This is a genomic window from Dietzia sp. NCCP-2495, from assembly GCF_026011735.1.
Taxonomy (GTDB): Bacteria; Actinomycetota; Actinomycetes; order Mycobacteriales; family Mycobacteriaceae; genus Dietzia.
Genome location: NZ_BRVN01000018.1, coordinates 17,766 through 37,917, shown reverse-complemented (window position 1 = coordinate 37,917; position 20,152 = coordinate 17,766). Strand labels below are relative to the sequence as shown.

The 20,152-nt window shown below is 71.0% G+C and carries 19 protein-coding genes; 11 read left to right on the top strand and 8 right to left on the bottom strand.

Annotated elements, in window-relative coordinates; all coding sequences use genetic code 11:
• Window positions 1–167 precede the first annotated feature (167 nt).
• Window positions 168–944 carry a hypothetical protein gene (locus OPF83_RS13615; protein WP_264888042.1) on the bottom strand — a complete coding sequence of 259 codons (777 nt, stop codon included), beginning with the start codon at window positions 942–944 and terminating at the stop codon, window positions 168–170.
• A gap of 314 nt (window positions 945–1,258) precedes the next feature.
• Here OPF83_RS13615 and OPF83_RS13610 point away from each other — a divergent pair, with 314 nt between their 5' ends.
• The 4 genes from OPF83_RS13610 (at window position 1,259) to OPF83_RS13595 (ending at window position 6,890) form a co-directional block, all read left to right on the top strand.
• A complete protein-coding gene (locus OPF83_RS13610) occupies window positions 1,259–3,349 on the top strand; it encodes a phospholipase D-like domain-containing protein (protein WP_264888040.1) in 2,091 nt (696 codons plus the stop codon).
• A gap of 53 nt (window positions 3,350–3,402) precedes the next feature.
• Window positions 3,403–4,962, top strand: coding sequence for an FAD-dependent oxidoreductase (locus tag OPF83_RS13605; RefSeq protein ID WP_264888039.1), 1,560 nt, complete (start codon window positions 3,403–3,405; stop codon window positions 4,960–4,962).
• Window positions 4,963–5,146: 184 nt separating this feature from the next.
• Window positions 5,147–5,554 carry a cupin domain-containing protein gene (locus tag OPF83_RS13600; protein ID WP_264888037.1) on the top strand — a complete coding sequence of 136 codons (408 nt, stop codon included), beginning with the start codon at window positions 5,147–5,149 and terminating at the stop codon, window positions 5,552–5,554.
• Between the two features lie 79 nt (window positions 5,555–5,633).
• On the top strand, window positions 5,634–6,890 hold the full coding sequence (locus OPF83_RS13595) for a glutaminase (protein ID WP_264888036.1): 1,257 nt from the start codon (window positions 5,634–5,636) through the stop codon (window positions 6,888–6,890).
• A 106-nt stretch (window positions 6,891–6,996) separates the two neighbouring features.
• Here the strand turns inward: OPF83_RS13595 and OPF83_RS13590 are convergent, their stop codons facing one another.
• Window positions 6,997–7,221 carry a hypothetical protein gene (locus tag OPF83_RS13590; RefSeq protein WP_264888035.1) on the bottom strand — a complete coding sequence of 75 codons (225 nt, stop codon included), beginning with the start codon at window positions 7,219–7,221 and terminating at the stop codon, window positions 6,997–6,999.
• A gap of 1 nt (window position 7,222) precedes the next feature.
• Window positions 7,223–7,657, bottom strand: a complete 435-nt coding sequence (locus OPF83_RS13585) for a pyrimidine dimer DNA glycosylase/endonuclease V (protein WP_264888033.1) — start codon at window positions 7,655–7,657, stop codon at window positions 7,223–7,225.
• 121 nt (window positions 7,658–7,778) lie between these two features.
• Here OPF83_RS13585 and OPF83_RS13580 point away from each other — a divergent pair, with 121 nt between their 5' ends.
• Window positions 7,779–8,456: a DNA alkylation repair protein gene (locus OPF83_RS13580; RefSeq protein WP_264888032.1), complete on the top strand. Its 678-nt coding sequence runs from the start codon at window positions 7,779–7,781 to the stop codon at window positions 8,454–8,456.
• Between the two features lie 33 nt (window positions 8,457–8,489).
• On the opposite strand, the gene OPF83_RS13575 is transcribed toward OPF83_RS13580, so the two are convergent.
• A complete protein-coding gene (locus OPF83_RS13575) occupies window positions 8,490–9,701 on the bottom strand; it encodes a glycosyltransferase (protein WP_264888030.1) in 1,212 nt (403 codons plus the stop codon).
• Window positions 9,702–9,804: 103 nt separating this feature from the next.
• Here OPF83_RS13575 and OPF83_RS13570 point away from each other — a divergent pair, with 103 nt between their 5' ends.
• The 6 genes from OPF83_RS13570 (at window position 9,805) to OPF83_RS13545 (ending at window position 16,277) form a co-directional block, all read left to right on the top strand.
• The gene (locus tag OPF83_RS13570) at window positions 9,805–10,677 is read left to right on the top strand and encodes a WcbI family polysaccharide biosynthesis putative acetyltransferase (protein WP_264888028.1); all 873 of its coding nucleotides are present in this window, start codon (window positions 9,805–9,807) and stop codon (window positions 10,675–10,677) included.
• Complete coding sequence (locus OPF83_RS13565) at window positions 10,674–11,726, top strand: hypothetical protein (RefSeq protein WP_264888027.1); 1,053 nt, start codon at window positions 10,674–10,676, stop codon at window positions 11,724–11,726. Before OPF83_RS13570 ends, OPF83_RS13565 begins: the two co-directional genes overlap by 4 nt.
• Complete coding sequence (locus OPF83_RS13560; RefSeq protein WP_264888025.1) at window positions 11,723–13,117, top strand: glycosyltransferase family 2 protein; 1,395 nt, start codon at window positions 11,723–11,725, stop codon at window positions 13,115–13,117. The genes OPF83_RS13565 and OPF83_RS13560 overlap by 4 nt, the downstream gene beginning before the upstream one ends.
• Before the next feature lie 105 nt (window positions 13,118–13,222).
• On the top strand, window positions 13,223–14,323 hold the full coding sequence (locus OPF83_RS13555) for a glycosyltransferase (RefSeq protein ID WP_264888023.1): 1,101 nt from the start codon (window positions 13,223–13,225) through the stop codon (window positions 14,321–14,323).
• Window positions 14,320–15,435 carry a hypothetical protein gene (locus tag OPF83_RS13550; protein ID WP_264888022.1) on the top strand — a complete coding sequence of 372 codons (1,116 nt, stop codon included), beginning with the start codon at window positions 14,320–14,322 and terminating at the stop codon, window positions 15,433–15,435. Before OPF83_RS13555 ends, OPF83_RS13550 begins: the two co-directional genes overlap by 4 nt.
• Window positions 15,432–16,277: a glycosyltransferase family 2 protein gene (locus tag OPF83_RS13545; RefSeq protein ID WP_264888021.1), complete on the top strand. Its 846-nt coding sequence runs from the start codon at window positions 15,432–15,434 to the stop codon at window positions 16,275–16,277. The genes OPF83_RS13550 and OPF83_RS13545 overlap by 4 nt, the downstream gene beginning before the upstream one ends.
• Before the next feature lie 81 nt (window positions 16,278–16,358).
• Here the strand turns inward: OPF83_RS13545 and OPF83_RS13540 are convergent, their stop codons facing one another.
• The 4 genes from OPF83_RS13540 to OPF83_RS13525 form a co-directional block, all read right to left on the bottom strand.
• Window positions 16,359–17,150, bottom strand: a complete 792-nt coding sequence (locus OPF83_RS13540) for an ABC transporter ATP-binding protein (RefSeq protein ID WP_264888020.1) — start codon at window positions 17,148–17,150, stop codon at window positions 16,359–16,361.
• 7 nt (window positions 17,151–17,157) lie between these two features.
• Window positions 17,158–18,159 (bottom strand): ABC transporter permease, encoded by a 1,002-nt coding sequence (locus tag OPF83_RS13535; RefSeq protein WP_264888019.1) that lies wholly within the window; start codon window positions 18,157–18,159, stop codon window positions 17,158–17,160.
• Complete coding sequence (locus OPF83_RS13530; RefSeq protein WP_264888018.1) at window positions 18,156–19,133, bottom strand: ABC transporter substrate-binding protein; 978 nt, start codon at window positions 19,131–19,133, stop codon at window positions 18,156–18,158. Before OPF83_RS13530 ends, OPF83_RS13535 begins: the two co-directional genes overlap by 4 nt.
• A gap of 136 nt (window positions 19,134–19,269) precedes the next feature.
• Complete coding sequence (locus tag OPF83_RS13525; protein WP_264888017.1) at window positions 19,270–20,079, bottom strand: siderophore-interacting protein; 810 nt, start codon at window positions 20,077–20,079, stop codon at window positions 19,270–19,272.
• Window positions 20,080–20,152: the final 73 nt, after the last annotated feature.

Genomic DNA, 20,152 nt, shown 5'->3' with positions numbered 1-20,152 from the left:
TCGCCGCCCGGCTGCGTCGGGAAGAGGGTTCGGCCCGCATCGACCGAGTGAGTCTGTGCGCTTTCCGCTTCTCGATCGAGCCTTCGACTCGGCGGGAGTCGCTCGGCGCGGGCGGGAGTTCATCCTGGGGAGCGGATGGTGTGGGCCTCTGGGCGGCAGGCGGCGATTCAGCGCTGGCGGGCGGCCCGGGTGCGCAGCCACCCGGCCAGCACGAGCGCCAGCGCGATCAGGCAGAGGTAGACCAGCGCCCCGCCGCGGCCCCACGCCGGGTCGAGCGCGAGGTCCTGCCCACTGCCGTAGACGCCGTTGAGGAACGGCATGAACCGGGTGAGCACGTCGCCGCGCGGCAGCAGGATCACCGCGTTCTCCACGAGCAACGACCACACGGTCATCACCGCCACCGCAGCCGGCGCGGAGGGGATCAGCGCGCCGATCCCCAGCCCCACACCCACGGCGCTGAATGCGTAGACCGGCAGCGCCCACAGGAAGCGCACGCCCTCCGGGGTGAACGCGTCGACCTCGGAGTGGACGCCGGGAAAGAACACGGGCAGCGCGAGCATGGTGAGCATCGTCGCGATCCCGAGCAGGACCGCGGCCAGCCCGCCGAGCACCACCCAGCGCGCGAACATGCTGGTCAACAGTCTCGGTGAGGCGTACCGGCGGGTCTCGGCGACCGGCCCGGCCTCGCTCTCTGCCTGGCGGTAGGCGGCCGAGACCGCAAACACGGTCACGCCGATCCACAGCAGCCAGCACACGGAGTTGGTGGTGCTCACCGCGGTCTCGCCGAGCAGTCCGTCGCGTGTGTTCAGCGACTCGGACACCGCCGCCACGACCAGCGTGATGAGCAGGGGTAGCAGCACACCGAGAGGCAGCGTCAGCCGGAACAGGAAGCTGCGGGGGCCGCCGATCGCGACGGCCTCACCGGAGATGTTGCGCCACGGCACCCGGGCGGGGCGGGCGATGCCCCCGACCGTCGGGGCGCCAGGAACAGCGAGGACCCGATCGCGGCCACCGCTCCCGAGACCAGGACGGTCGGCCAGTTGATCTCCCGACCGCCCCGGCTCACGGCCCCGAACCGGCCGCTGTCGCCGAAAGTGCCGGGGTTGTCGTCGTCGTTCCGGGTTCCATCCAGACCGTTATGGTAAGCCTCACTAACTCTGTGCCAACATCGTGCTGTGCCAGGCACAGTGGGCGGGGGCTCCGGCTGTCGTCAAGGTCTCCGGTCGACGCTGTCGGACCCGAGCCGCACAATCGGCCCATGACGAACCGGCGTGAAGATCGTAACGAACCCACCGGCGACAGCGGGTCAGGGCGCCTGCATCTGGTGAAGGGAGGCCCCTGGGCGCAGGCGGTGGCCGCACTGACCGGCGATGAACGGGCGAACACCGACGACCTCCGGTGGGAGTTCCCCGACGATGTTCGGGACGAGGAGATCGTTCTGAGTGTTGTCGACGTGCCGGGCGAGGTGATCATCGAGATCGGTGTCGCTGAGCAGGCAGCCGACGGGGTCGACGTCGATGGGTGGCAGTTCTTCGCTGACGGAGTGGCGGTCGCGGCGATCGAGCAACGGCTCGGGTGCGACCTGCCTTCCGCTCCGGTCACGATCGAGGACGCGGAATTCGCTCGCCGGATCATCGAAGCGGTCGAGAACGAAGCGGAAAGCCCGACCTCTTGGCGCGGCGCGGCACTGTCCGCCGATCCGGCGACTGAGCGATGCACGAGTCAGGTTCGTCCTATCCCGCCGTACGCCGAGTTCTTCGGGTGTGCGGTCTGCGAGCGGACCGACAGCGAGCTCGAAGTGCATCGCCTGGCCGAGCAGGAGGATCTCGAGTTCGCGGAAACCGATGAGGTGTACGTGTGCGTCTCATGTCACGATCGATTGCACACGGCGCTTCCTCCACAACTCGCAGAATTGATCTGCGCCGACCGTCCGCTGTGTCCCTCGTGCTCGATGGCGCGGACCCGGCTGTTCCACGGTGGGATGATCCCGGGCCCGCCGCCGCCGGGCCGCATCGCGACCGGATGCGTGATTCCCAGCGCGGCGGACGACGAGTACGAGTGTGGATCGTGTGGTTTCGCGTGGTCCGAGCAGGACTGGCACTTCCCGTACGCGACGGCGACCGATCAGGGCCGACGACTGCGGGCTCGGCTGGCGGACATTCCGCCTCACCCGGACGCCGAGCATCCGGAACTGTGGTGGCCCGGCCGTCTGGTGGTGGGACGAGTGGATGCGGAAGGGCCGCCGGCCGGCGTCGAAGCCTTATGGGACGGATCCGAGCACGCGGTCATGCTCGGCGACGATCGCCGGGTCTACACCGTCGACCCCCGGACCATCCGAGGCCTGGAGCCCGCGTCGCTTACCGTCGACCCCATGGGTTCTCCACACGTCACATCCCACGCTGGCGATCAGCTGTTCCCGCGACTGCGCGATCCTGGCGGCGAGGTGACCCTGTGCAGTCCTTACCTCACGACCAAGATCGCTGAACGACTAGCTGATCTGGCAGCCGAGTCTGATGTCGATTGGTACCTGATGACCAGGCTCGATCCTCGCGCTGCCGCTCACGGTTACCTCTCCGCCGACGGGCTCGACGCACTCCTCGATGCGGGAGTCGCCATCCGGGACTGCAGGGGCCTCCATGCCAAGGCTTACGTCGTGGGCGAGGGTTTCGCGATGGTCGGGTCGGCCAACCTGACCGGCACAGGGCTGGGTTGGGACGACCCAGCCGACAGGATCGGCTATCCAAACTCCGAACTGTCCGTCGTGGTTCCCCCGGCCGAGGTGCCGGTGGTCCAGAGCATGCTGGATACGTGGTGGGACGCGGGGGCGTACGTTGACGCAGATGCGGTCCAGGTTCTTCGTGAGCGCGCGGCGCGGATCGAACCAGAGCCGCCGGAGGGCGGGACGGGCACACACGATGTCGCGGAGCTCCTGCGATACGCCACCCAGCCCGATGTGACGCTGTGGGTCAAGGCGCAGGATGGGTCGGCAGTCCCCGAGTCCTGGGCCCATTTGGCGTGGTTCTCCAGTCCGAGCGCGACCGCCCGGCCGACGATCAAGCCGGGTGACCTGGCGGTCATCTACTCCCGACAGGACAGGGGCTGCTACGCGATTGTCGAGATCCTCGATGGCCCGGAGTTCAATCCCGACTTTGTGGCGGAGTGGGAAGGAGAGGTCGGCGGCCGAAAGTGGCCCTGGGTCTATCGCACGACTCCGCGACTGGTTCCGGGCGCCCTGACGCTTGTGCCGCCCAGCTCGCTGGGACTCACGAATCAGGCTCTGCAGGGATTCGCCACAAAGCTCTCCGGAGAGGCGTTCGAGTCGGCCGCTCGGGCCCTGGCCCGTCCCTAACGTGGAAGCCGAGCGGATGCATTAGCGAATGGGCAGTCCTACGGTAAGCCACCATGGGCACTCCGTACTGGCAGCGCAGCACCATTGACGTCCCCGCAGTCGGCATCCCCGCCGACGAACATGTGGACCTTGTCATAGCGGGTGCAGGCTTCACCGGCCTGATCACCGCGCTCATGGCGGCGGCGCGCGGCCACTCGGTGGTGGTGCTCGAAGCGCGGACCGTCGGCGCGGGCGCCAGCGGGGCGACCACGGCCAAGGTGTCGGTGCTGCAGGGCACGCGGCTCTCCGCCATCCGGTCGCGCCACGGCCTGGACACCGCCCGCGCCTACGCCGACGCCAACCTGTACGGCCTGGACTGGTGGGCCGAGTTCTGCGAGACCCACGATGTGGCCGTGCAGCGCCCGCGGGCGGTGACGTTCTCGCGCGGCCTGCTCGGCGGGTCCGCGCTGGGCAAGGAGATGCGGACCCTTCGCGAACTGGGGCTGCCCGCGCGGTGGTACGACCGGATCGACGTGCCGTTCCCTGCCAAGGCCGCGGTCGAGCTGCCGGAGCAGCTGCAGTTCGACCCCACTGAGGCGCTGGCCGCGCTGGTTCGGGCGGTCGAGGCGCTCGGCGTGCGGATCGTGGAGGGCGCGCGCGTCACCGGCCTCGATGCGCGGGGCAGCGGGGACGAGGCGTTTGTCGACGTGACCGTCGACGGGGTGGCGGGCGATGTCGTCGTCGACACCTCCGACGCCTCAGGCACCTCCGACACCACGGCCGCGCGCGCCGCCACCCGCCGCTCCACCCTCACCGCGCGCGACGTGGTGCTGGCCACGGCGACGCCGGCGCTCGACCGCGGCCCCTCGGTCGCGACAATGGAGGCCGAACGCTCCTACCTGTGCGCCTTCGACTACGCGGGCGGGCTGCCGGAGGGCATGTACGTCTCCGTCGAGAGCCCGGCGCGGTCGCTGCGCGCGGTCCCGTCCGCGGGCGGCGAGGTGCTGCTCGTCGGCGGCAACGGCCACCGCACCGGCACGGCCGCCGGGACCGCCGACAAGCTCGACTCCCTGCGCGAGTACGCGGAGAAGTACTTCCCGGGCGCGCGCCTCACGCACGGCTGGTCCGCGCAGGACTACCACCCGGTGACGATGCTGCCCCGCTCCGGACCACTGCCGTGGGGACGCGGGCGGGTCCACTTCGCTGGCGGCTACAGCAAATGGGGACTGGCGGCGGCGCCCGCAGCCGCGGGGATCATGGTCGACCGCCTCGAGGGGCGGCAGCCGCGGACGTCGTTCGGTCGGCCCACGATCACCGGCACGGTCCGCGGCGCGGTACCACTCGCGGCGGGGCTACCGGCGCAACTCGCCGCGACCGCGGCGCAGGCGGTCGTACGGCCACCACGGCCGAGCATCCGGCCGATGGGCCAGGCCAGGGGCGACGACGACGAGACCTGCCGTGTCGGACTGCTGTGCCCCCACCTGGGAGCCGTACTGAGCTGGAACGAAGCGGAGCGGTCCTGGGACTGCCCGTGGCACGGGTCGCGATTCTCGGCGTGCGGCGAACTGCTCGAAGGACCGGCTGCGCGCGGACTCACGAGGTACGACGCCCACCACGGAGGTAGGACGGGATGAGCTCGGCGGAGCCTGGTCTCCTGTTCGGGCAGGTGTCCGCCTGTCAGCCCCGCGACCGGTAGGGGCCACGGAAACGGGTAGTTTCGGGCAGTCTGGAAGCGGATAGAAGCGCGGGAGTCGCCGGAACCCGGCGGTGGTGGCCGGCCGGCTGCCGAGTGCTCCCCTCGACAGGACAGGAACAGCGATGAGCCCCACCGATCATGGTCCGAACCCGTATGTCGTAGACATCGAGCAGGCCACCCTGGAGAACGACAACTACCGGACCACCCTGTGGACCGGACCGCACATGCAGCTCACGGTGATGAGCATCAAGCCGGGCGATGACATCGGGCTCGAGGTCCATGAGGACCACGATCAGTTCCTTCGCGTCGAGGCCGGTAAGGGCCGCGTGCAGATGGGCCCCGCCAAGGACCAGCTCGACTTCGAGCGCGAGGTCGGCGATGACTGGGTAATCCTTGTCCCGGCCGGCTCGTGGCATAACGTCACCAACATCGGTGACGACGACCTCAAGGTGTACTCGCTGTACGCCCCGCCGGAGCACGCTCACGGCACCGTCCACCCGACCAAGGCCGACGATCACCACGATCACTGATCGACTCACGCACCTGACCCGGGGGTCCTGTAGCGGCGTCCTCGCCGCCGCCGGGCCCCCGGCATGACACGCTGATGACGTGAAGACGCCGGTACCCGAATATCTGCTCGAGATCCGTGACGCGTGCTCGGTGGGCGCCGACGGTGAGTTGGCCGACTACATCCCCGAGCTCGCGTCCGTCGACCCGGACAGGTTCGCCGTGTCCGCCTGCACCCTTGACGGCGTCGTCTACACCGCCGGCGATGCGGACGCCGAGTTCACCATCCAGTCGATGAGCAAGCCGTTCATCTATGCCCTCGCCCTGCGGGACCGGGGAATCAAGAGTGTGCTGGAGAAGGTCGGCGTGGAGCCGTCCGGTGACGCGTTCAACGAGATCTCGCTCGAGCCGGAAACCGGACGCCCGGATAACCCGATGATCAACATCGGAGCCATCACTACGCACACCCTCGTCGGGCCGCCGGAGGCCACCGAGATCGAGCGGGACACGGCCGTGCAGGAGGGGCTCTCGGCGTTCGCGGGTCGCCCGCTGGACGTGGATATCACGGTCCTGGACTCCGAGCTGCGTACCGCGTTCCGCAACCGGGCGATGGCGAATCTGGTGCGGGCCGGAGGGATCATCGACGGCGACCCGGACGAGGCAGTCCGCGGCTACACCAGGCAGTGCGCCTACACGGTGACCGTCCGCGACCTGGCGGTGATGGCGGTGACCCTGGCGGCCGGCGGGGTCAATCCGGTGACCGCGGAACGGGTGGTCTCGGACGAGGTGGCGCGTCATGTGCTGGCGGTCATGGCCACGTGCGGCATGTACGACGCGGCCGGCGACTGGATGTCCACCGTCGGTATTCCGGCCAAGAGCGGGGTGTCGGGTGGGATCCTCGGTTCGCTGCCCGCCCAGGTCGGACTCGGGGTGTTCTCCCCTCGCCTGGACGCGCACGGGCACAGCGTCGAGGGGGTGCGGGCGTTCGAGCGGCTGTCGCGGGACCTCGACCTGCATCTGATGAACACCGCCGTCATGGATGTGGAAGTCGTCCGCTCGGTCCGCTACGACGAGGCCAACGATAGCCGCGTCTTCCGGCTGCAGGGTGCGATGACCTTCGCCAGCGCCGAACTCGTCCTGCGACGCCTCGCCGAGATCCCGCCCGGCGACGGTGAGGTGACCTTGGATCTGAGCCGCGTGTCCTCGGTCAACACCAGCGCCCGCCGGATGCTGCTCGACGGCATGCGCCGCCTCGCCGCCGACGGACACGTGATCGGGCTGGCCGACCCGAGCCGCCGCCTGCCCGACCCGGACCTCGGCGACGGGACGCGGCCCGTACCCCGGCGCGCGGCCCGCTGAACCGCGCCCCAACCTTCACACGGCCGAGGGTGGTGAAGGCGTTCGGTGATGCCGGCGACCTCCGCCCCGATGATCGCCACTCCCGGTGGGCGCGGGTGGGCAGGACTCAGACGCCGGCCCCGTTCGCGGACAGCGCGGCACGGACGGTCTCCGGCGCGGTCCTCATGGAGTGCTCGAACGCCGCCATCCGCCGGGACGCGCTCATGAAGTGGGCGCCCAGACCGGCGAGGTCGGCAGCGGTGGGCAGGATGGGGATGACGGTGATCCCGCGGGCCCGGACGGCCGCGACCTCGGCGCACCGGGTCGGACGTCTCGGGAGCAGCGGCGTCATGTCAGGCCTCCGGCCGGGGCGCGCGTTCCCAGTCGGCCACCGGGCCCGGCACCAGGTCGAACATCGGGTGCGGACGCGGCTCTGTGAGCCGCTCCAGCCACGCAGGGTCGCGCGCGGTGACCTTGCCGCGCAGGTGCGCCCACTCCAGCGCGAGCTGACCGTCGGTGAGCTCGAGTCGTTCGGCGCCCGCGGGCACCACGACCCGGGTGCGGTCGAAGCGGTATCCGCGCTCGTCCGCGCCATCCGCCAGCGCGTGCAGCCACGTGGCGATGCCCGCGACCGGATCGGGCAGGGTGCGGAACCGCTCGAGCTGCGGGTGGCTGCGATAACCGGTGGTCAGTCCGCGGAGCACCTTCTGCGCCAGCAGGCCCTCGCGCCACCCGGCGACAAGTGCGGAGCGGTCGAGGAGGTCGGGGTGGATACTCCACAGGCGCACCCGGTGAGTATAGGGCGCGCGGCGGCGTGGCCGCGAGTGTGCGCACGCCGCGGCGACGGAGACCGCGCTCGTATGGTGGTGGGATCGGTTCGGTGACGGTGCGAGACGGAGGCGACGGGCCATGACGACGACGACAACGCCCACACTCGACGACGTGATGGCGGAGCTCGGGGAGCTCGCCGATGCCCGGATCCGCGAGGTCAACGAGCGTCACGGCGACGATCACGCGGTGAACCTCACCACGCTGCGTGCCGTGGCCAAGAGGGTGAAGAAGAACCATCCCCTGGCGCTCGAGTTGTGGGGCACCGGTGATTCGGCGGCGCGGTTGCTGGCGCTGCTCATCTGCCGGCCGCGGGAGTTCTCGGCCCCCGACCTCGATGCGATGATCCGCGAGTCGCGCACCCGGAAGGTGCACGACTGGCTGGTGGGTTACGTGGTGATGAAGGGTCCGCACGCCGAGGAGCTGCGGGGGGCGTGGCTGGCCGACGCGGACCCGGTCGTGGCGAGTGCAGGCTGGGCGTTGACCGCGGCCCGGGTGGTCAAGAAGCCCGAGGGTCTGGACCTGCCCGCGTTGCTGGACCAGATCGAGGCCGAGATGGCCGGGGCGCACGAGCGACTGCAGTGGGAGATGAACACGACGCTCGCGCAGATCGGGATCGAGAACCCGGACCTGCGGCCGCGCGCGCTGGAGATCGGCGAGCGGCTGGGCGTCCTGCGGGACTATCCGACGCCTGCCAACTGCACGTCTCCGTACGCGCCGGAGTGGATCACCGAGATGGTGCGCCGCAAAGAGGGCTGACGCGGCCGCCCACTGCCGTCGAGTGGTCGGAGATCACGGCGTTCTGTGACCTCCACCTGGTGAAACGTGAGCGGGATCGACCACGCGGCGGCTGCTGAGGGGCCGGCGAGTGTGGAGATCGGCATCGTGGGCGGCAATCCGGACGGCCTCGCGGTAGAGCCTGCCGTGCGCCCGGGCGACGGTCACGTCCTCCGCATCGGGCGACCGCGGTGGAACCGGTGCGCCGTCGAGGGCGGCCAAGAGCGCGGCGTACATCTCCGACGTCAGCGCCTCCGCGGTGACGCGGGCCGGGTCGTACGAGGCGGCATCGGGGCCCCACTGCTGCACGAGATGGCCGATAGCGGGGATGACCGGGGGGAGGCCCAGGTCCCGGCACAGCTCCAGCCAGCCGGAATGCGTGCCGTGGCGGTGCGGCAGCACGAGAGCGTCGAACCCGGCGAGTGCCGCGCACAGGTCGGCATCGGACAGGTGCTCGTGCGCGCGGATTTCGACGGCTGGCGCGAGTCGGTCGAGTTCGATCGCCGCGGCGTACCGGGGGTGGCCGGGCTCGCGAGCCGCGGCAAGCGCATCCGACCGGACCATCACGACCAACCGCGTACCCGGCGGCAGGGCCGCGACCAGCGGGGCCAGGAGTTCCTCGACGGCGACCCCGGCCCGCAGCGAGCCCAGCACCACGCCCACCGCGCGAGGCGCTGGTTCCCGGAAACGTGTGTGCTGGTCGCAAAGCGTGTCGAGCCGACCCCGATGGTGCGGCTCGGTGATCTCGGGCGGCATGAGCCGGGGATGCGGGATGACGTGCGCGTCCACGCCCCAGTGTCGGCGGATCTCGGCGGCCGCGCCCGCGGTCAGCGTGATCACCGCATCCGCGCGGCGGACCAGGTGCCCGGTGCGCGCGAGGTGCGCCACGGGGTCGGGCTCGTGGGGGTTCGTCAGATCGTGCACGGTCACCACCAGGGGTAACCCGCGCGCGTGGACCGCGGCGACGAACTCCGCGACCTGCCCGGGGGTGCGGTGCTCGTAGCCGAAGTGAACGTGGACGAGGTCGGTGCCGTCGAGCACCTCGGGGCGCTCGGCGGCCTCCAACGCCGGGTGCGGCCACCACCGCGTGGGCTCGGCGGGGTCGAGTACGGGATCGGCCAGCACCTCGACGCCGGAGGCAGGGCCGACGGCATGCCGGACGTAGTCGTGGCCGGCCGGGACGGACAGGACCCGGATCCGTGGGGTCGAGGAGGGGCCGGAGATCACCCCGTCACCGTGCCCGCCGAAGCACGCCGTCGCCACCGCTCGCCGGCGCGGCTGCCGCGTCAGCCGGTTGCCGGCACCCCCGGCCCTGCCTACGCTCGCTCCGATGAGCACTCCGGATCAGCCCACGATCATGGTGATCGGGAACTGCCAGGCCGACGTCTATCGTGACCTGCTGCGCACCTCGCAGGAGGTCGCCGTGATCGATGTCCGACCGGTCTACGAGATGACGGCCCGCGACCTCCCGCGCCTGCATGCGGACCTCGCCTACACGGATGTGCTGATCATCCAGCCGATCCGCGACGACTACCGAGACCTGCCCCTGGGCCACCGCCAGCTCGCGGCCCGACTCCCGACGTCGGCCTCCGTGGCTCTGGTGCCGGTGCTGCGCTACGCCGGTCTGCACCCGTACCAGGTGCTGGTGCGCCCACCACGGGATCGCTCGCTCGTCCCACCGATCGCGCCCTACCACGACCTGCGCACCCTCGTGGCCGCCGCGACCGGCGACCACGATCTCCTCGAGGCCACTCCGACCACCGAGCAGGCCCGGGCCTCGGCGGAGGAGTCCGTCGAGGCGCTCCAAGTCCGCGAGCAGGCACACGGAGCGCTGCCCGTATCGGATCTCCTCGAGGGCTACCCGCGCTGGCACACCATCAACCACCCCGACCGGCAGACGCTGGCCACGGTGTTCGACCGCATCCTCGGGCACCTGCCCGCCGGCCTGCTGTCGGACCTTCCCCGGATCGGTGACCGCGAGCCCCTGGGCGCCACCCGCGCTCCCGTCGATCCCGCGGTGGAGCGTGCGCTGGGTCTGCCCGAGACCGGGCCCCGCGAGTGGCTGGTCGACGGGGTGCCGGTGCCCGAGCGCGAGATCGTGGACGCCCACCTCGCCTGGTACGCCGCCACCCCGGGCGTGGTCGACGAGGGACTGAGACGGCACGCGGCCCGCATCGAGTTGCTGGGGCTGATGCCCGCGTGATCAGCGCCGACTCCCCGGCCGACCGGCCACCTCTCACGGTCGCCCTGGGGCCGCCCGAGCACGGGGTGACCCGCTTCGCTGTGGACTGCGCCCGCGCCGCCGGGACCGCGCTGATCGAGGTCACCCACATCGACCACCTGACCGACGCCCTGACCGCATACCCCGGCACCCCCGTACACCTGCACATCACAGATCCGCTGTTCGGCTCGACACCTGACGAGGCCGCCGGGGCGGTCGAGTCGCTGGTGCGTGACCGCCCCGTCGCGGTGACCCTGCACGACGTCCCCCAACCGGCGGAGGGCGCGGAGCGGTGCCGGAGGCGGGCCCGGGCCTACCGCAGGATCGCCGCCGCATCGGGCCTGGTCATGGTGAGTTCCGGGCACGAGCGCCGTCTCTGCGCGGACGCGGGCATCGTCGTCGACGTCGTTGTCCCGCTGCCTGTCCCCGCTCTTCCTCTTCCCGCCCTGCCTACCTCGGCCCGGACGGGAGCGGCCCCGACAGCTCGCGCCGTCTCGGCCCTCGATGTGCGGTCGGTGGGCGTCTTCGGCTTCCTGCACCCGGGCAAGGCGGTTGACCTGGTCGCGGAGGCCGTCGCGCGGCTCGCGGCCGACGGCGACGACCGCGTGACTTTACGCCTGTTGGGCGCGCCGGCCGAGGGGCACGAGGACTACGTGGCCGCCGCGCTGGAGACCGTGCGCTCCGCCGGTGGCCGGGCGGAGGTGACCGGGCGGATCGACGACGACGAGCTCGCCGGCACGCTCGGCGCGGTGACCGTGCCGGTCGCCCTGTTCCGAAATGTCTCGGCCTCGGGCTCCCTCAACACCTGGGCTGCCGCGGGCCGCCGCCCGCTGGTCAGGGACTCGGACTACACCCGGGAGATGGAACAGATCCGGCCGAGCTCCCTGCTACTGGCCAGCGGCGCCGATCTTGCCGTGGACCTGCGCGCACTCCTCGACGACCCCGCGCCCACCGTGTGCGACATCCCGCCGCCCGGCCTGGACGAACTCGGGCGGGCGTACCTGTGGGCCTGGAAGGAGTGGCTCACATGAACGGCCAGCCCCCGCAGCGCGTTGACGTAGTGATCCCGTACTACCGGGGCCAACGGATGCTCGACCGGGTTCTGGCCGCCCTGAGCGGGCAGCGCGGACTTGCCGGGGTCGGGATCGGGCCGGCGGTGCGCGAAACGGTCGGGGACGATCCGACCGGGCACGTGCCAGCGGGGCCCATGCCGGCGGTAAGGCCGTCCATGCGGGTGATCGTCGCGGACGACGGGTCACCCACCCCGCCCTCCGTGCCGTCCGGGGTCACGGTGGTACGCCAGGACGACCGTGGTTTTCGCGCGTCGGCCGCGCGTCACCTCGGCGCGCAGGCGGGCAGTGGCGAGCTTCTGCTGTTCCTCGACGGAGATACCGTCCCCGGGCCCGACTACGTCGCCACGATGGTCGCCGCCCTGGCCCACGCGCCCGACTTGCTGGTGGTGGGCCGCCGCCGGTACGGGCACTTCGGCCCGGCCACTACAGCGGTCGAGCCGGAGGTGATCCTGCCCGACCCCGCCTGGCCCGCCGCGTTCTACGCAGAGACCGACAAACTGACCCGCGGCGAGGGCCTGTGGCGCGGAGTCCTGTCCGCGGTGTGCGGCCTGCACCGCCGCCTCTACGACCTCGCCGGGGGATTCGATCCCGGGATCATCGGCTACGGCGGTGAGGACTGGGACCTGGCCTGGCGCTGCGAACAGGCCGGCGGTCGCCTGCGCTACCTCCCCGACGCCGTGGCGTGGCACGACGGCCCGGACTGGGCGGGCCGCGCAGGCGACGGGGACGAGCGGGAAGACGTCCGACACCTGGCCCAGAAGAACGCCGAGACCGCCCGTTTGGCACCGCTCATCGCCTCGCCCTTCACGCGCCCCGCCGGCGGGATCTTCGCACTCCCGTCCATCGCTGTCCATGTCCATGCCGCGGGGTCCGCGTTCTCCGGGACCGGCTCCGCAGCCGCGACCTGCGTCTCTCTACTGCGCTGGGGTGATGTGGTCGCGACCGTCGACCCTGCCACCTCGGACTCCGGGGTGATCGCCGGCCTGTTCGCCGACGACCCACGGGTCGACGTGGGGGAGCGCGGCCGGTGGTGGCGACGCGGGGGGCAGGGCGTGGGTCCTCGTCGTCGTCCCGACATCCTGGTCGACATCCTCCGTCCCTGCGCGCTCGGGGATCTCCCCGTGGAGCGGTTGCGCGCACTGTGCCCACCCGTCGGGAGCGTGAGGATCGACGACGACGAGGGCCGCACCCTCGCCCACGTCCGCCTCTCGCGCGCACTGGCGCGCGAGCAGGAGTGGGGTGAGCGCCCGCTCGACCCGGCGCGGGTCGCGGCGCGGGACCTCGAGATCCGGCCCCCGGGGGACGACGGAACGGGAGTGCGACTCGAACGCGTGGTGGGCGGATGGTGAGAGCCGGGGGTGTCGCTCCGGTGGCGGAGGGCCCCCCGGGGGGCCACGATTGATGATCTGGCAGACCCGGAGGGCCCGGGGAGCTCCGTCAGCGGCAGGGGGATCGTGGATATCCGAAGCGGGGACCGGTTGGACATCGCCGTGATCGGCCCATCGAGGTTCCCCATCCGCGAGCCGTACGCCGGCGGTCTCGAGGTGGTGGTCGCCAATGAGGTGCGGGCCCTGCGCGACCGCGGGCACCGCGTCACCCTGTTCGCGGCGGCCGGCAGCGAGGGCCACGACCGGCGGTTCGAATTCACGACCATGGCCACGGCCATCGGCTTCGGCGACAGCTTCTATCCGCCCGGCGGTTACGAGGCCGACGCGGCCGAGTTCGACCGCCTGATGGACCACCTGGTCGGATCCACGTTCGACGTGATCCTCAACCACAGTCTCAGTCACGTCCCGCTCGTGCGGGCAGCCGACATGGCCGCGCCCGTGATCACGACGCTGCACTGCCCGCCCCTGGCGGCGATGCAGGCGGCGTTCGACAGGCTCGGGTCCGCGACCGGGCAGGTACTGGCCGTGAGTCGCTCGGTACTGAGCGCGTGGCAGATCCCGCACGGCGCCGAGGTCCTGCCCAACGGCGTCGACATGACGGTCTGGTCACCCCGCCCCGCGCCCGTAGGTCTGCACCGAGCGGTGTGGATGGGGCGGATCGTGCCCGAGAAGGGGCCGCACCTGGCCGTGGAGGCGGCCCGGCGGGCAGGCCTGCAACTCGATATCGCGGGCCGGGTCGGCGACCGCGAGTACATGAACAAAATCCTGGCCCCACGACTGCGCGCGGCCGGTGAGGCCGCCCGCTTCCACGGACCGCTCGGCCGGGACGCGCTGGTCCCACTGGTGGCCGGGGCATCGGTCGCGCTCGTGACCCCCTGCTGGGAGGAGCCGTTCGGGCTCACCTCCGTCGAGGCACTGGCCTGCGGCACCCCGGTTGTCGCGCTGGCCCGCGGTGGCACCCGCGAGATCCTCAGCGGACAGCCCGGGGTGGTACTGGTCAACCCGGGCTCCGACCCCGCATCAGCACTGGCCGCGGGCATCCCCGCCGCGCTGACCATGGACCGGGCCGCCACCGCCCGGGCGGCGGCCGCGGCCTTCTCCCACGACGCCCGCATCGACTCCCTCGAGGCCCGGTTGCGCGGTCTGCCCGTGGGGGCGGCCCTGTGATCGGCATCTACGCCCACCACCAGGGCAGCGGCCACCTTCAGCGGTCCCTGGCGGTGGCGACCGAACTCCGTGACGAGGTCACCATTCTCACGTCCGCGCCGGTCGCCCCCGCCATGAACCCCGACCCGGGGCGCGTGCAGATCCTGCCGCTGCCGCTGGACCACGACGGGTCGGCCACTGGGCTCGACCCGACCGCCGGGGGCCGCCTGCACTGGGCGCCGGAGCACCAGCCGGGGCTGCGCCGCCGGATGGCCCTGCTCGCCGAATGGATCGACCGCACCGGACCGGCGCTGCTGTGGACCGACATCTCCGTCGAGGTCACCCTGGCCGCCCGGCTCACCGGCACCCCCGTCGTCTCCACGGTTCTACCCGGCCGCCGTGACGACGCGCCGCACGCCCTCGCCCACGGCGTGTGTTCGGCCCTGGTGGCGGGCTGGCCACGATCGGCAGGCGCTCCCGTTCCTGCGGGTGCGGACCGCCCCCTCGTCCCGGTGGGTGGGGTCTCCCGATTCGCGGGCCGGGATCCGGCAGACGCGCGCGCCGCTGCCCGTGTTCGGGGCCGCCCCCGGGTGCTGCACCTGCGCGGCTCCGGAGGCAACGCCGCAGACCCCCGCTGGGACGCGGTCCGCGACCAGCTGACGGAGGTCGACTGGGTGTCGCTCGGTGGACCCGGCGGCAGATGGGTCGCCGACCCGTGGGACGAGATATGCCGCGCGGACGTGGTGGTCAGCGCTGCCGGGCAGAGTTCGATCGCCGACCTCGCCGCCGCCGACGCCCACGTGGTGGCCGCGCCCGAGATGCGCCCCTTCGATGAACAGGACGCCACCGCGGCCCACCTGGAGCGGCTCGGACTGGGCGCGGTGGTCGGACGCGATGACTCCGTGAACGACCTGGTCGCCGCGGTACGACTAACGCTCGAGCGGGCCCGATCCACCCCGGGCGCCGGGTCCGGGCTGCGGGAAGCGTGGGAGGTCGACGGGGCAGCGCAACGGCTGGCCGGGGTGCTGGATTCTGTCGCGCGGGAGCCCCTCGCCCTGGGTCCGGTCGTGCTGGAGCCCGTCGCGCCCGGATTCGCCGCGCAGGGGTCAGACGTGCAGGGCGTCGGGCGATGAGCGGGCGGACCTCGATCGCTGTGGTGACCGTGTGCACTCCCGGGCGCATCGACCACCTGCGCTCCCAACGCGAGGCTGTCGCGGCGAACCTGCCGGAGGCCCGGCACGTGGTGGTGCTCCCGGAGCGCCCCGGCAGCGCGGAGCTGGCTGCCGAACTTGCCGACCTCGGCACCATCACGGTGGAACTCCCGGCCGGGCCGAATCTGCCAGTGGCGCGAGCACGCAACCTCGGCGGGGATCGCGCTGCCGAGCTGGGGGTGGACCTGGTCGTCTTTCTGGATGCGGACTGCATGCCCGGCCCGGACCTGGGGTGCCGGTACGCCGAGATCCCCGACGGGTCCGTGGGCCTGGGACCGGTGACCTATCTGCCCGAGTCCGCCGGCGCTCCCGACCCGACCGACCTGCCTGGACTCACGGACCCGCACCCTGCACGCGATTTCCCCACCAGGGGCACGCGATCGCTGGAGCCGGACGAGTACGGGATGTTCTGGTCGCTGTCCTTCGCCGTGCGGCCCGCATTGTGGCGGTCTATCCGCGAGGACTTCGGCGGCTTCGACGAGGCGTTCACCGGTTACGGCGCCGAGGACACCGATTTCGGGCGCCGATTGCTCTACCGCCGGGTGCCAGTGGTCCTGGTCGCGGGGGCGCACGCCTATCACCGATGGCACCCGGTGTTCGACCCGCCGGTCGACCACCTCGACGACCTGCTCCGGAACGGCGCCCACTACGCCCGACGCTGGGGGGAGTGGCCGGCACCGGGCTGGTTCGCCGAGTTCGAGCGGAGGGGGCTGGTCCGCCGGGACGGGGAGGGCTGGGTGCGCGCGGGTGGCGAGTGGGACTGACCGTGACCAATCGACAAGAGCGTTCCGCACAGTCTTACTCGGAAGATGTGTGCCGAACGCTCTTGTCGACGGGAGGGGGACTCAGCCGAGGAACGCCTTGTCCGAGAGCGTGGCGCCCTTGATGTTGGCGAACTCGGCGAGCAGGTCGCGCACGGTGAGCCTGGACTTGGTCTCGGCGTCGGCCTCGTAGACGATCTGGCCCTCGTGCATCATGATCAGCCGGTTGCCCAGCCGGATGGCCTGCTCCATGTTGTGCGTGACCATGAGCGTGGTGAGCCCGCCCTCGCGGACGATGCGCTCGGTGATCGTGGTGACCAGTTCGGCGCGCTGCGGGTCCAGCGCCGCGGTGTGCTCGTCGAGGAGCATGATGCGCGGCTGCGTGAAGCCGGCCATGAGAAGCGAGAGCGCCTGCCTCTGGCCGCCGGAGAGCAGTCCGACCTTGGCGGTGAGACGGTCTTCGAGCCCCAGCTCGAGCATGGCGAGCTGCTCGACGAACTGGGCGCGACGCTTGGCCGACAGGCCCAGTCCGAGTCCACGCCGCTTGCCGCGCAGCAGCGCGAGCGACATGTTCTCCTCGATCGTGAGCGTGGGAGCGGTACCGGCGAGCGGGTCCTGGAACACTCGGCCGACATACCTGGCCCGCTTGTGCTCGGGGAGCCGGTTGACGGACTTGCCGTCGATCTCGATGGTGCCCGAGTCGATGGGCAGCCGACCGGAGACGGCGTTGAGCAGGGTCGACTTGCCGGCGCCGTTGGAGCCGATAACCGTGACGAAGTCGCCCTCGGCCATCGAGAGTTCGAGGGAGTTCAGCGCGCGCCGCTCGTTGACGGTGCCGGGGAAGAACGTCTTGGAGATGGAGTTGACGGTCAACATGGCCGGATCAGCCCTTCCCGTGTGCGGAGGCGGTGCCGGGGATCGTGGTGCCTGCGGCCGCGGCGCTGGTGGCCGTGGCGTCGGCATCCGCCGCCTCGTCGGTTTTGGCCCCGCTCGCCGCTGCCGGCGATACCGGTGATGCGCCGAGGCGACCGAACGGGCCGAGAATGCCCCGCCACCTGGGCAGGAGGAGGGCGATCACCACGAGCAGGGCGGTGATGGCCTTCATGTCGTTGGGGTCGAGTCCCACGTCGAGTGCGACGGCCATGATGAGTCGGTAGATTACCGAGCCGACGATCACGGCCATCACGGCCAACCACAGCCACCGCTGGCTGAGGATGGCCTGGCCCATGATCACCGACGCCAGGCCGACGAGGATCAGGCCGATACCCATCGAGATGTCGGCGAAGCCCTGGTACTGGGCGTAGATCGCGCCGCACATGCCCACGAAACCGTTGGACAGCGCGAGCGTCAGGGTCTTGGTGAAGTCCGTGGAGACGCCGAACGAGGAGATCATCGGGCCGTTGTCGCCGGTCGCCCGGATGGACAGGCCCAGGTTCGTGTGCAGGAACCAGATGACCACCACGCCCAGCGCCACCACGGAAGCGGCGAGGATCGCGACGCTGCCCCAACCACCGAGGAGTCCGGCCTCGCGCAACGGGGTGAACAGCGTGGTCTCACGCAGGAGCGGCACGTTAGCGCTGCCCATGATCCGCAGGTTGATGGACCACAGCGCGATCATGGTGAGGATGCCGGCGAGCAGGCCGTCGATCTTTCCCTTGGTGTGGAGCAGGCCTGTCACCACGCCGGCGAGGAACCCGGTGACGAACCCGGCGAGGGTCGCCAGCACAGGGTTCCAGCCAGCGAGGATCGCCATGGCCGCCGTGCCGGCGCCCGTGGTGAAGCTGCCGTCCACCGTGAGGTCGGGGAAGTTGAGGACACGGAAGGTCAGGTAGACCCCCAGAGCCATGACCCCGAAGATGAGGCCTTGCTCGACGGCGCCGATCACTTCTTCTCAGCCTCGGCGAGAATGTTCTCGGGAATGGTCACGCCCTGGCGCTCGGCGGCGGCCTCGTTCACCACGTAGGTGTACTCCTTGGCGGTCTCGACCGGCATCGTGGCCGGGTCGGCACCGTCCTGCAGGATACGCAGGGCCATCTCGCCGGTCTGGCGACCGAGCTCGGTGTAGTCGATGCCCAGCGTGGCGACGGCGCCGCCCTCGACGGTGCCCGACTCGGCGGCGATCACCGGGATCTTCTTGGCCTCGGCGACCTGGACCAGCGAGGCGATGCCGGAGACGACCATGTTGTCGGTCGGGACGTAGATCGCGTCGACGTCGCCCAGGGCCTCGACGGCCTGCTGGATCTCGGTGACGCTGGTGACGGTCTGCGTGGCGATCTCGAGGTCCATGCCCTCGGCGGCTTCGGTGGCCTGGTCGACCTGCACCTGCGAGTTGACCTCACCGGAGGCGTAGACGATGCCGACCTTCTCGGCGTCCGGCACGATCTCCTTGAGCAGCTCGAACTGCTTCTCGATCGGGGCCACGTCAGAGGTGCCCGTGACATTGGAGCCTGGGGCGTCCAGGGACTCGACGAGGTCGGCGGAGACCGGGTCGGTGACCGCGGTGAACAGCAGCGGGATGTCGATGATGTTCTGGGCCATCGCCTGCGCGGCGGGGGTCGCCACGGCCAGGGCCAGATCCAGGTCGGCGCCGGCGAACTGCTGGGCGATGGTCAGTGCGGTGCCCTGCTCGCCGTTGGCGTTCTGCTCGTCGAACTCCACGTCGACTCCCGCATCCTCGAATGCGGACTTGAAGCCCTCGGTGGCCGAGTCGAGCGCCGGGTGCTGGACCAGCTGGTTGATGCCGATCCGGTACGAGTCACCCTCGCCGCCGGTCGAATCGTCGCCGCCGGAGCAGCCGGTCAGGACAAGAGCCGAGGTGGCCACAAGTCCGGTGATGAGCTTCGCGCGTGAGAATGCCATGTGCAACGCCTTGTCGTGGGTCACGGTGAACGTGAGGGGCCGGATGCGTGAACTTACTGGTCTCACAGGGTACTCGGTAGAACCGAGCTCAGAAGGTCGGACTCTCGTCACCGGCACGCACGGGCGCGGAAATCTGCTATGAAGAGGCCCTTTCGGTCTCTGCCAGTTCCTTCTTCCACGTGCGGAAACCCTCTTCAGTGCGGCCGCGCCGCCAGTATCCCGAGATGGAGGCCCGGGCGGCGGGCACCCCGCGCTCGCGACGAAGGTAGGGGCGCACGTGCTTCATGACGGTTTCGGCCTCGCCGTGGACGAACACCTGTACGTCCCCCTCCGGCCAGGGCAAGCCGCGGATCGCTCCGACGAGCGGGGCTGAGCCGTCGCTGACCTCGGGGCCGGCGTCCGCGGACGACATCCCGCGGTGCAGCCACGTGACCTCGACGCCGGCGGGCGCGGTCAGGCCGATCTCGTCCTTGCTGGTCCCGACCTCGATGAACACCGCACCCTTGGCGTGGGAGGGAAGGGACTCCAGGGTTACGGCGATCGCGGGCACGGCGGTCTCGTCGCCGGCGAGGAGATGGAAGTCGGCTGCCGGGTCGGGCAGGTACCCGGCACCCGGTCCACGCACGGCGATCTCGGTGCCGGCGGTGACGGTACGCGCCCACGGTCCCGCGACGCCCTCGTCGCCGTGGACCACGAAGTCGATCCAGATCTCCCGTGCCTCCGGGTCGACCCGGCGCACGGTGTAGGTGCGCATCACCGTGTCGTCGCCATGGGCCAGTTCGAGCTTGATGTAGCTGTCCGTCTCCTCGCGTGGCGTGAATGCGTCGAATCCCGCGCCGCCCAGGACAACCCGCACCAGGTGGGCGCTCACCTTCTCGGTGCGAAGGACCGTGAGGGTCACTGGTGTGCGGGGCTTGGGGGCGGTCGGCTGGGGGGCGCTGGTCACTGAGACTCCTGACATATCACGCACAAGGAACTTAGGTCAGCCTATCCAAAATCGGCACAGTCTGTTGTGGGAG

Excerpts from the sequence above, each read along its gene's own strand:
- OPF83_RS13580 (WP_264888032.1), top strand. The coding sequence starts at position 7,779 with ATGACGACGACGACAACGCCCACACTCGACGACGTGATGGCGGAGCTC.
- OPF83_RS13600 (WP_264888037.1), top strand. The coding sequence starts at position 5,147 with ATGAGCCCCACCGATCATGGTCCGAACCCGTATGTCGTAGACATCGAG.
- OPF83_RS13560 (WP_264888025.1), top strand. The coding sequence starts at position 11,723 with ATGAACGGCCAGCCCCCGCAGCGCGTTGACGTAGTGATCCCGTACTAC.
- OPF83_RS13590 (WP_264888035.1), bottom strand. The coding sequence starts at position 7,221 with ATGACGCCGCTGCTCCCGAGACGTCCGACCCGGTGCGCCGAGGTCGCG.
- OPF83_RS13570 (WP_264888028.1), top strand. The coding sequence starts at position 9,805 with ATGAGCACTCCGGATCAGCCCACGATCATGGTGATCGGGAACTGCCAG.
- OPF83_RS13545 (WP_264888021.1), top strand. The coding sequence starts at position 15,432 with ATGAGCGGGCGGACCTCGATCGCTGTGGTGACCGTGTGCACTCCCGGG.
- OPF83_RS13610 (WP_264888040.1), top strand. The coding sequence starts at position 1,259 with ATGACGAACCGGCGTGAAGATCGTAACGAACCCACCGGCGACAGCGGG.
- OPF83_RS13540 (WP_264888020.1), bottom strand. The coding sequence starts at position 17,150 with ATGTTGACCGTCAACTCCATCTCCAAGACGTTCTTCCCCGGCACCGTC.
- OPF83_RS13530 (WP_264888018.1), bottom strand. The coding sequence starts at position 19,133 with ATGGCATTCTCACGCGCGAAGCTCATCACCGGACTTGTGGCCACCTCG.
- OPF83_RS13605 (WP_264888039.1), top strand. The coding sequence starts at position 3,403 with ATGGGCACTCCGTACTGGCAGCGCAGCACCATTGACGTCCCCGCAGTC.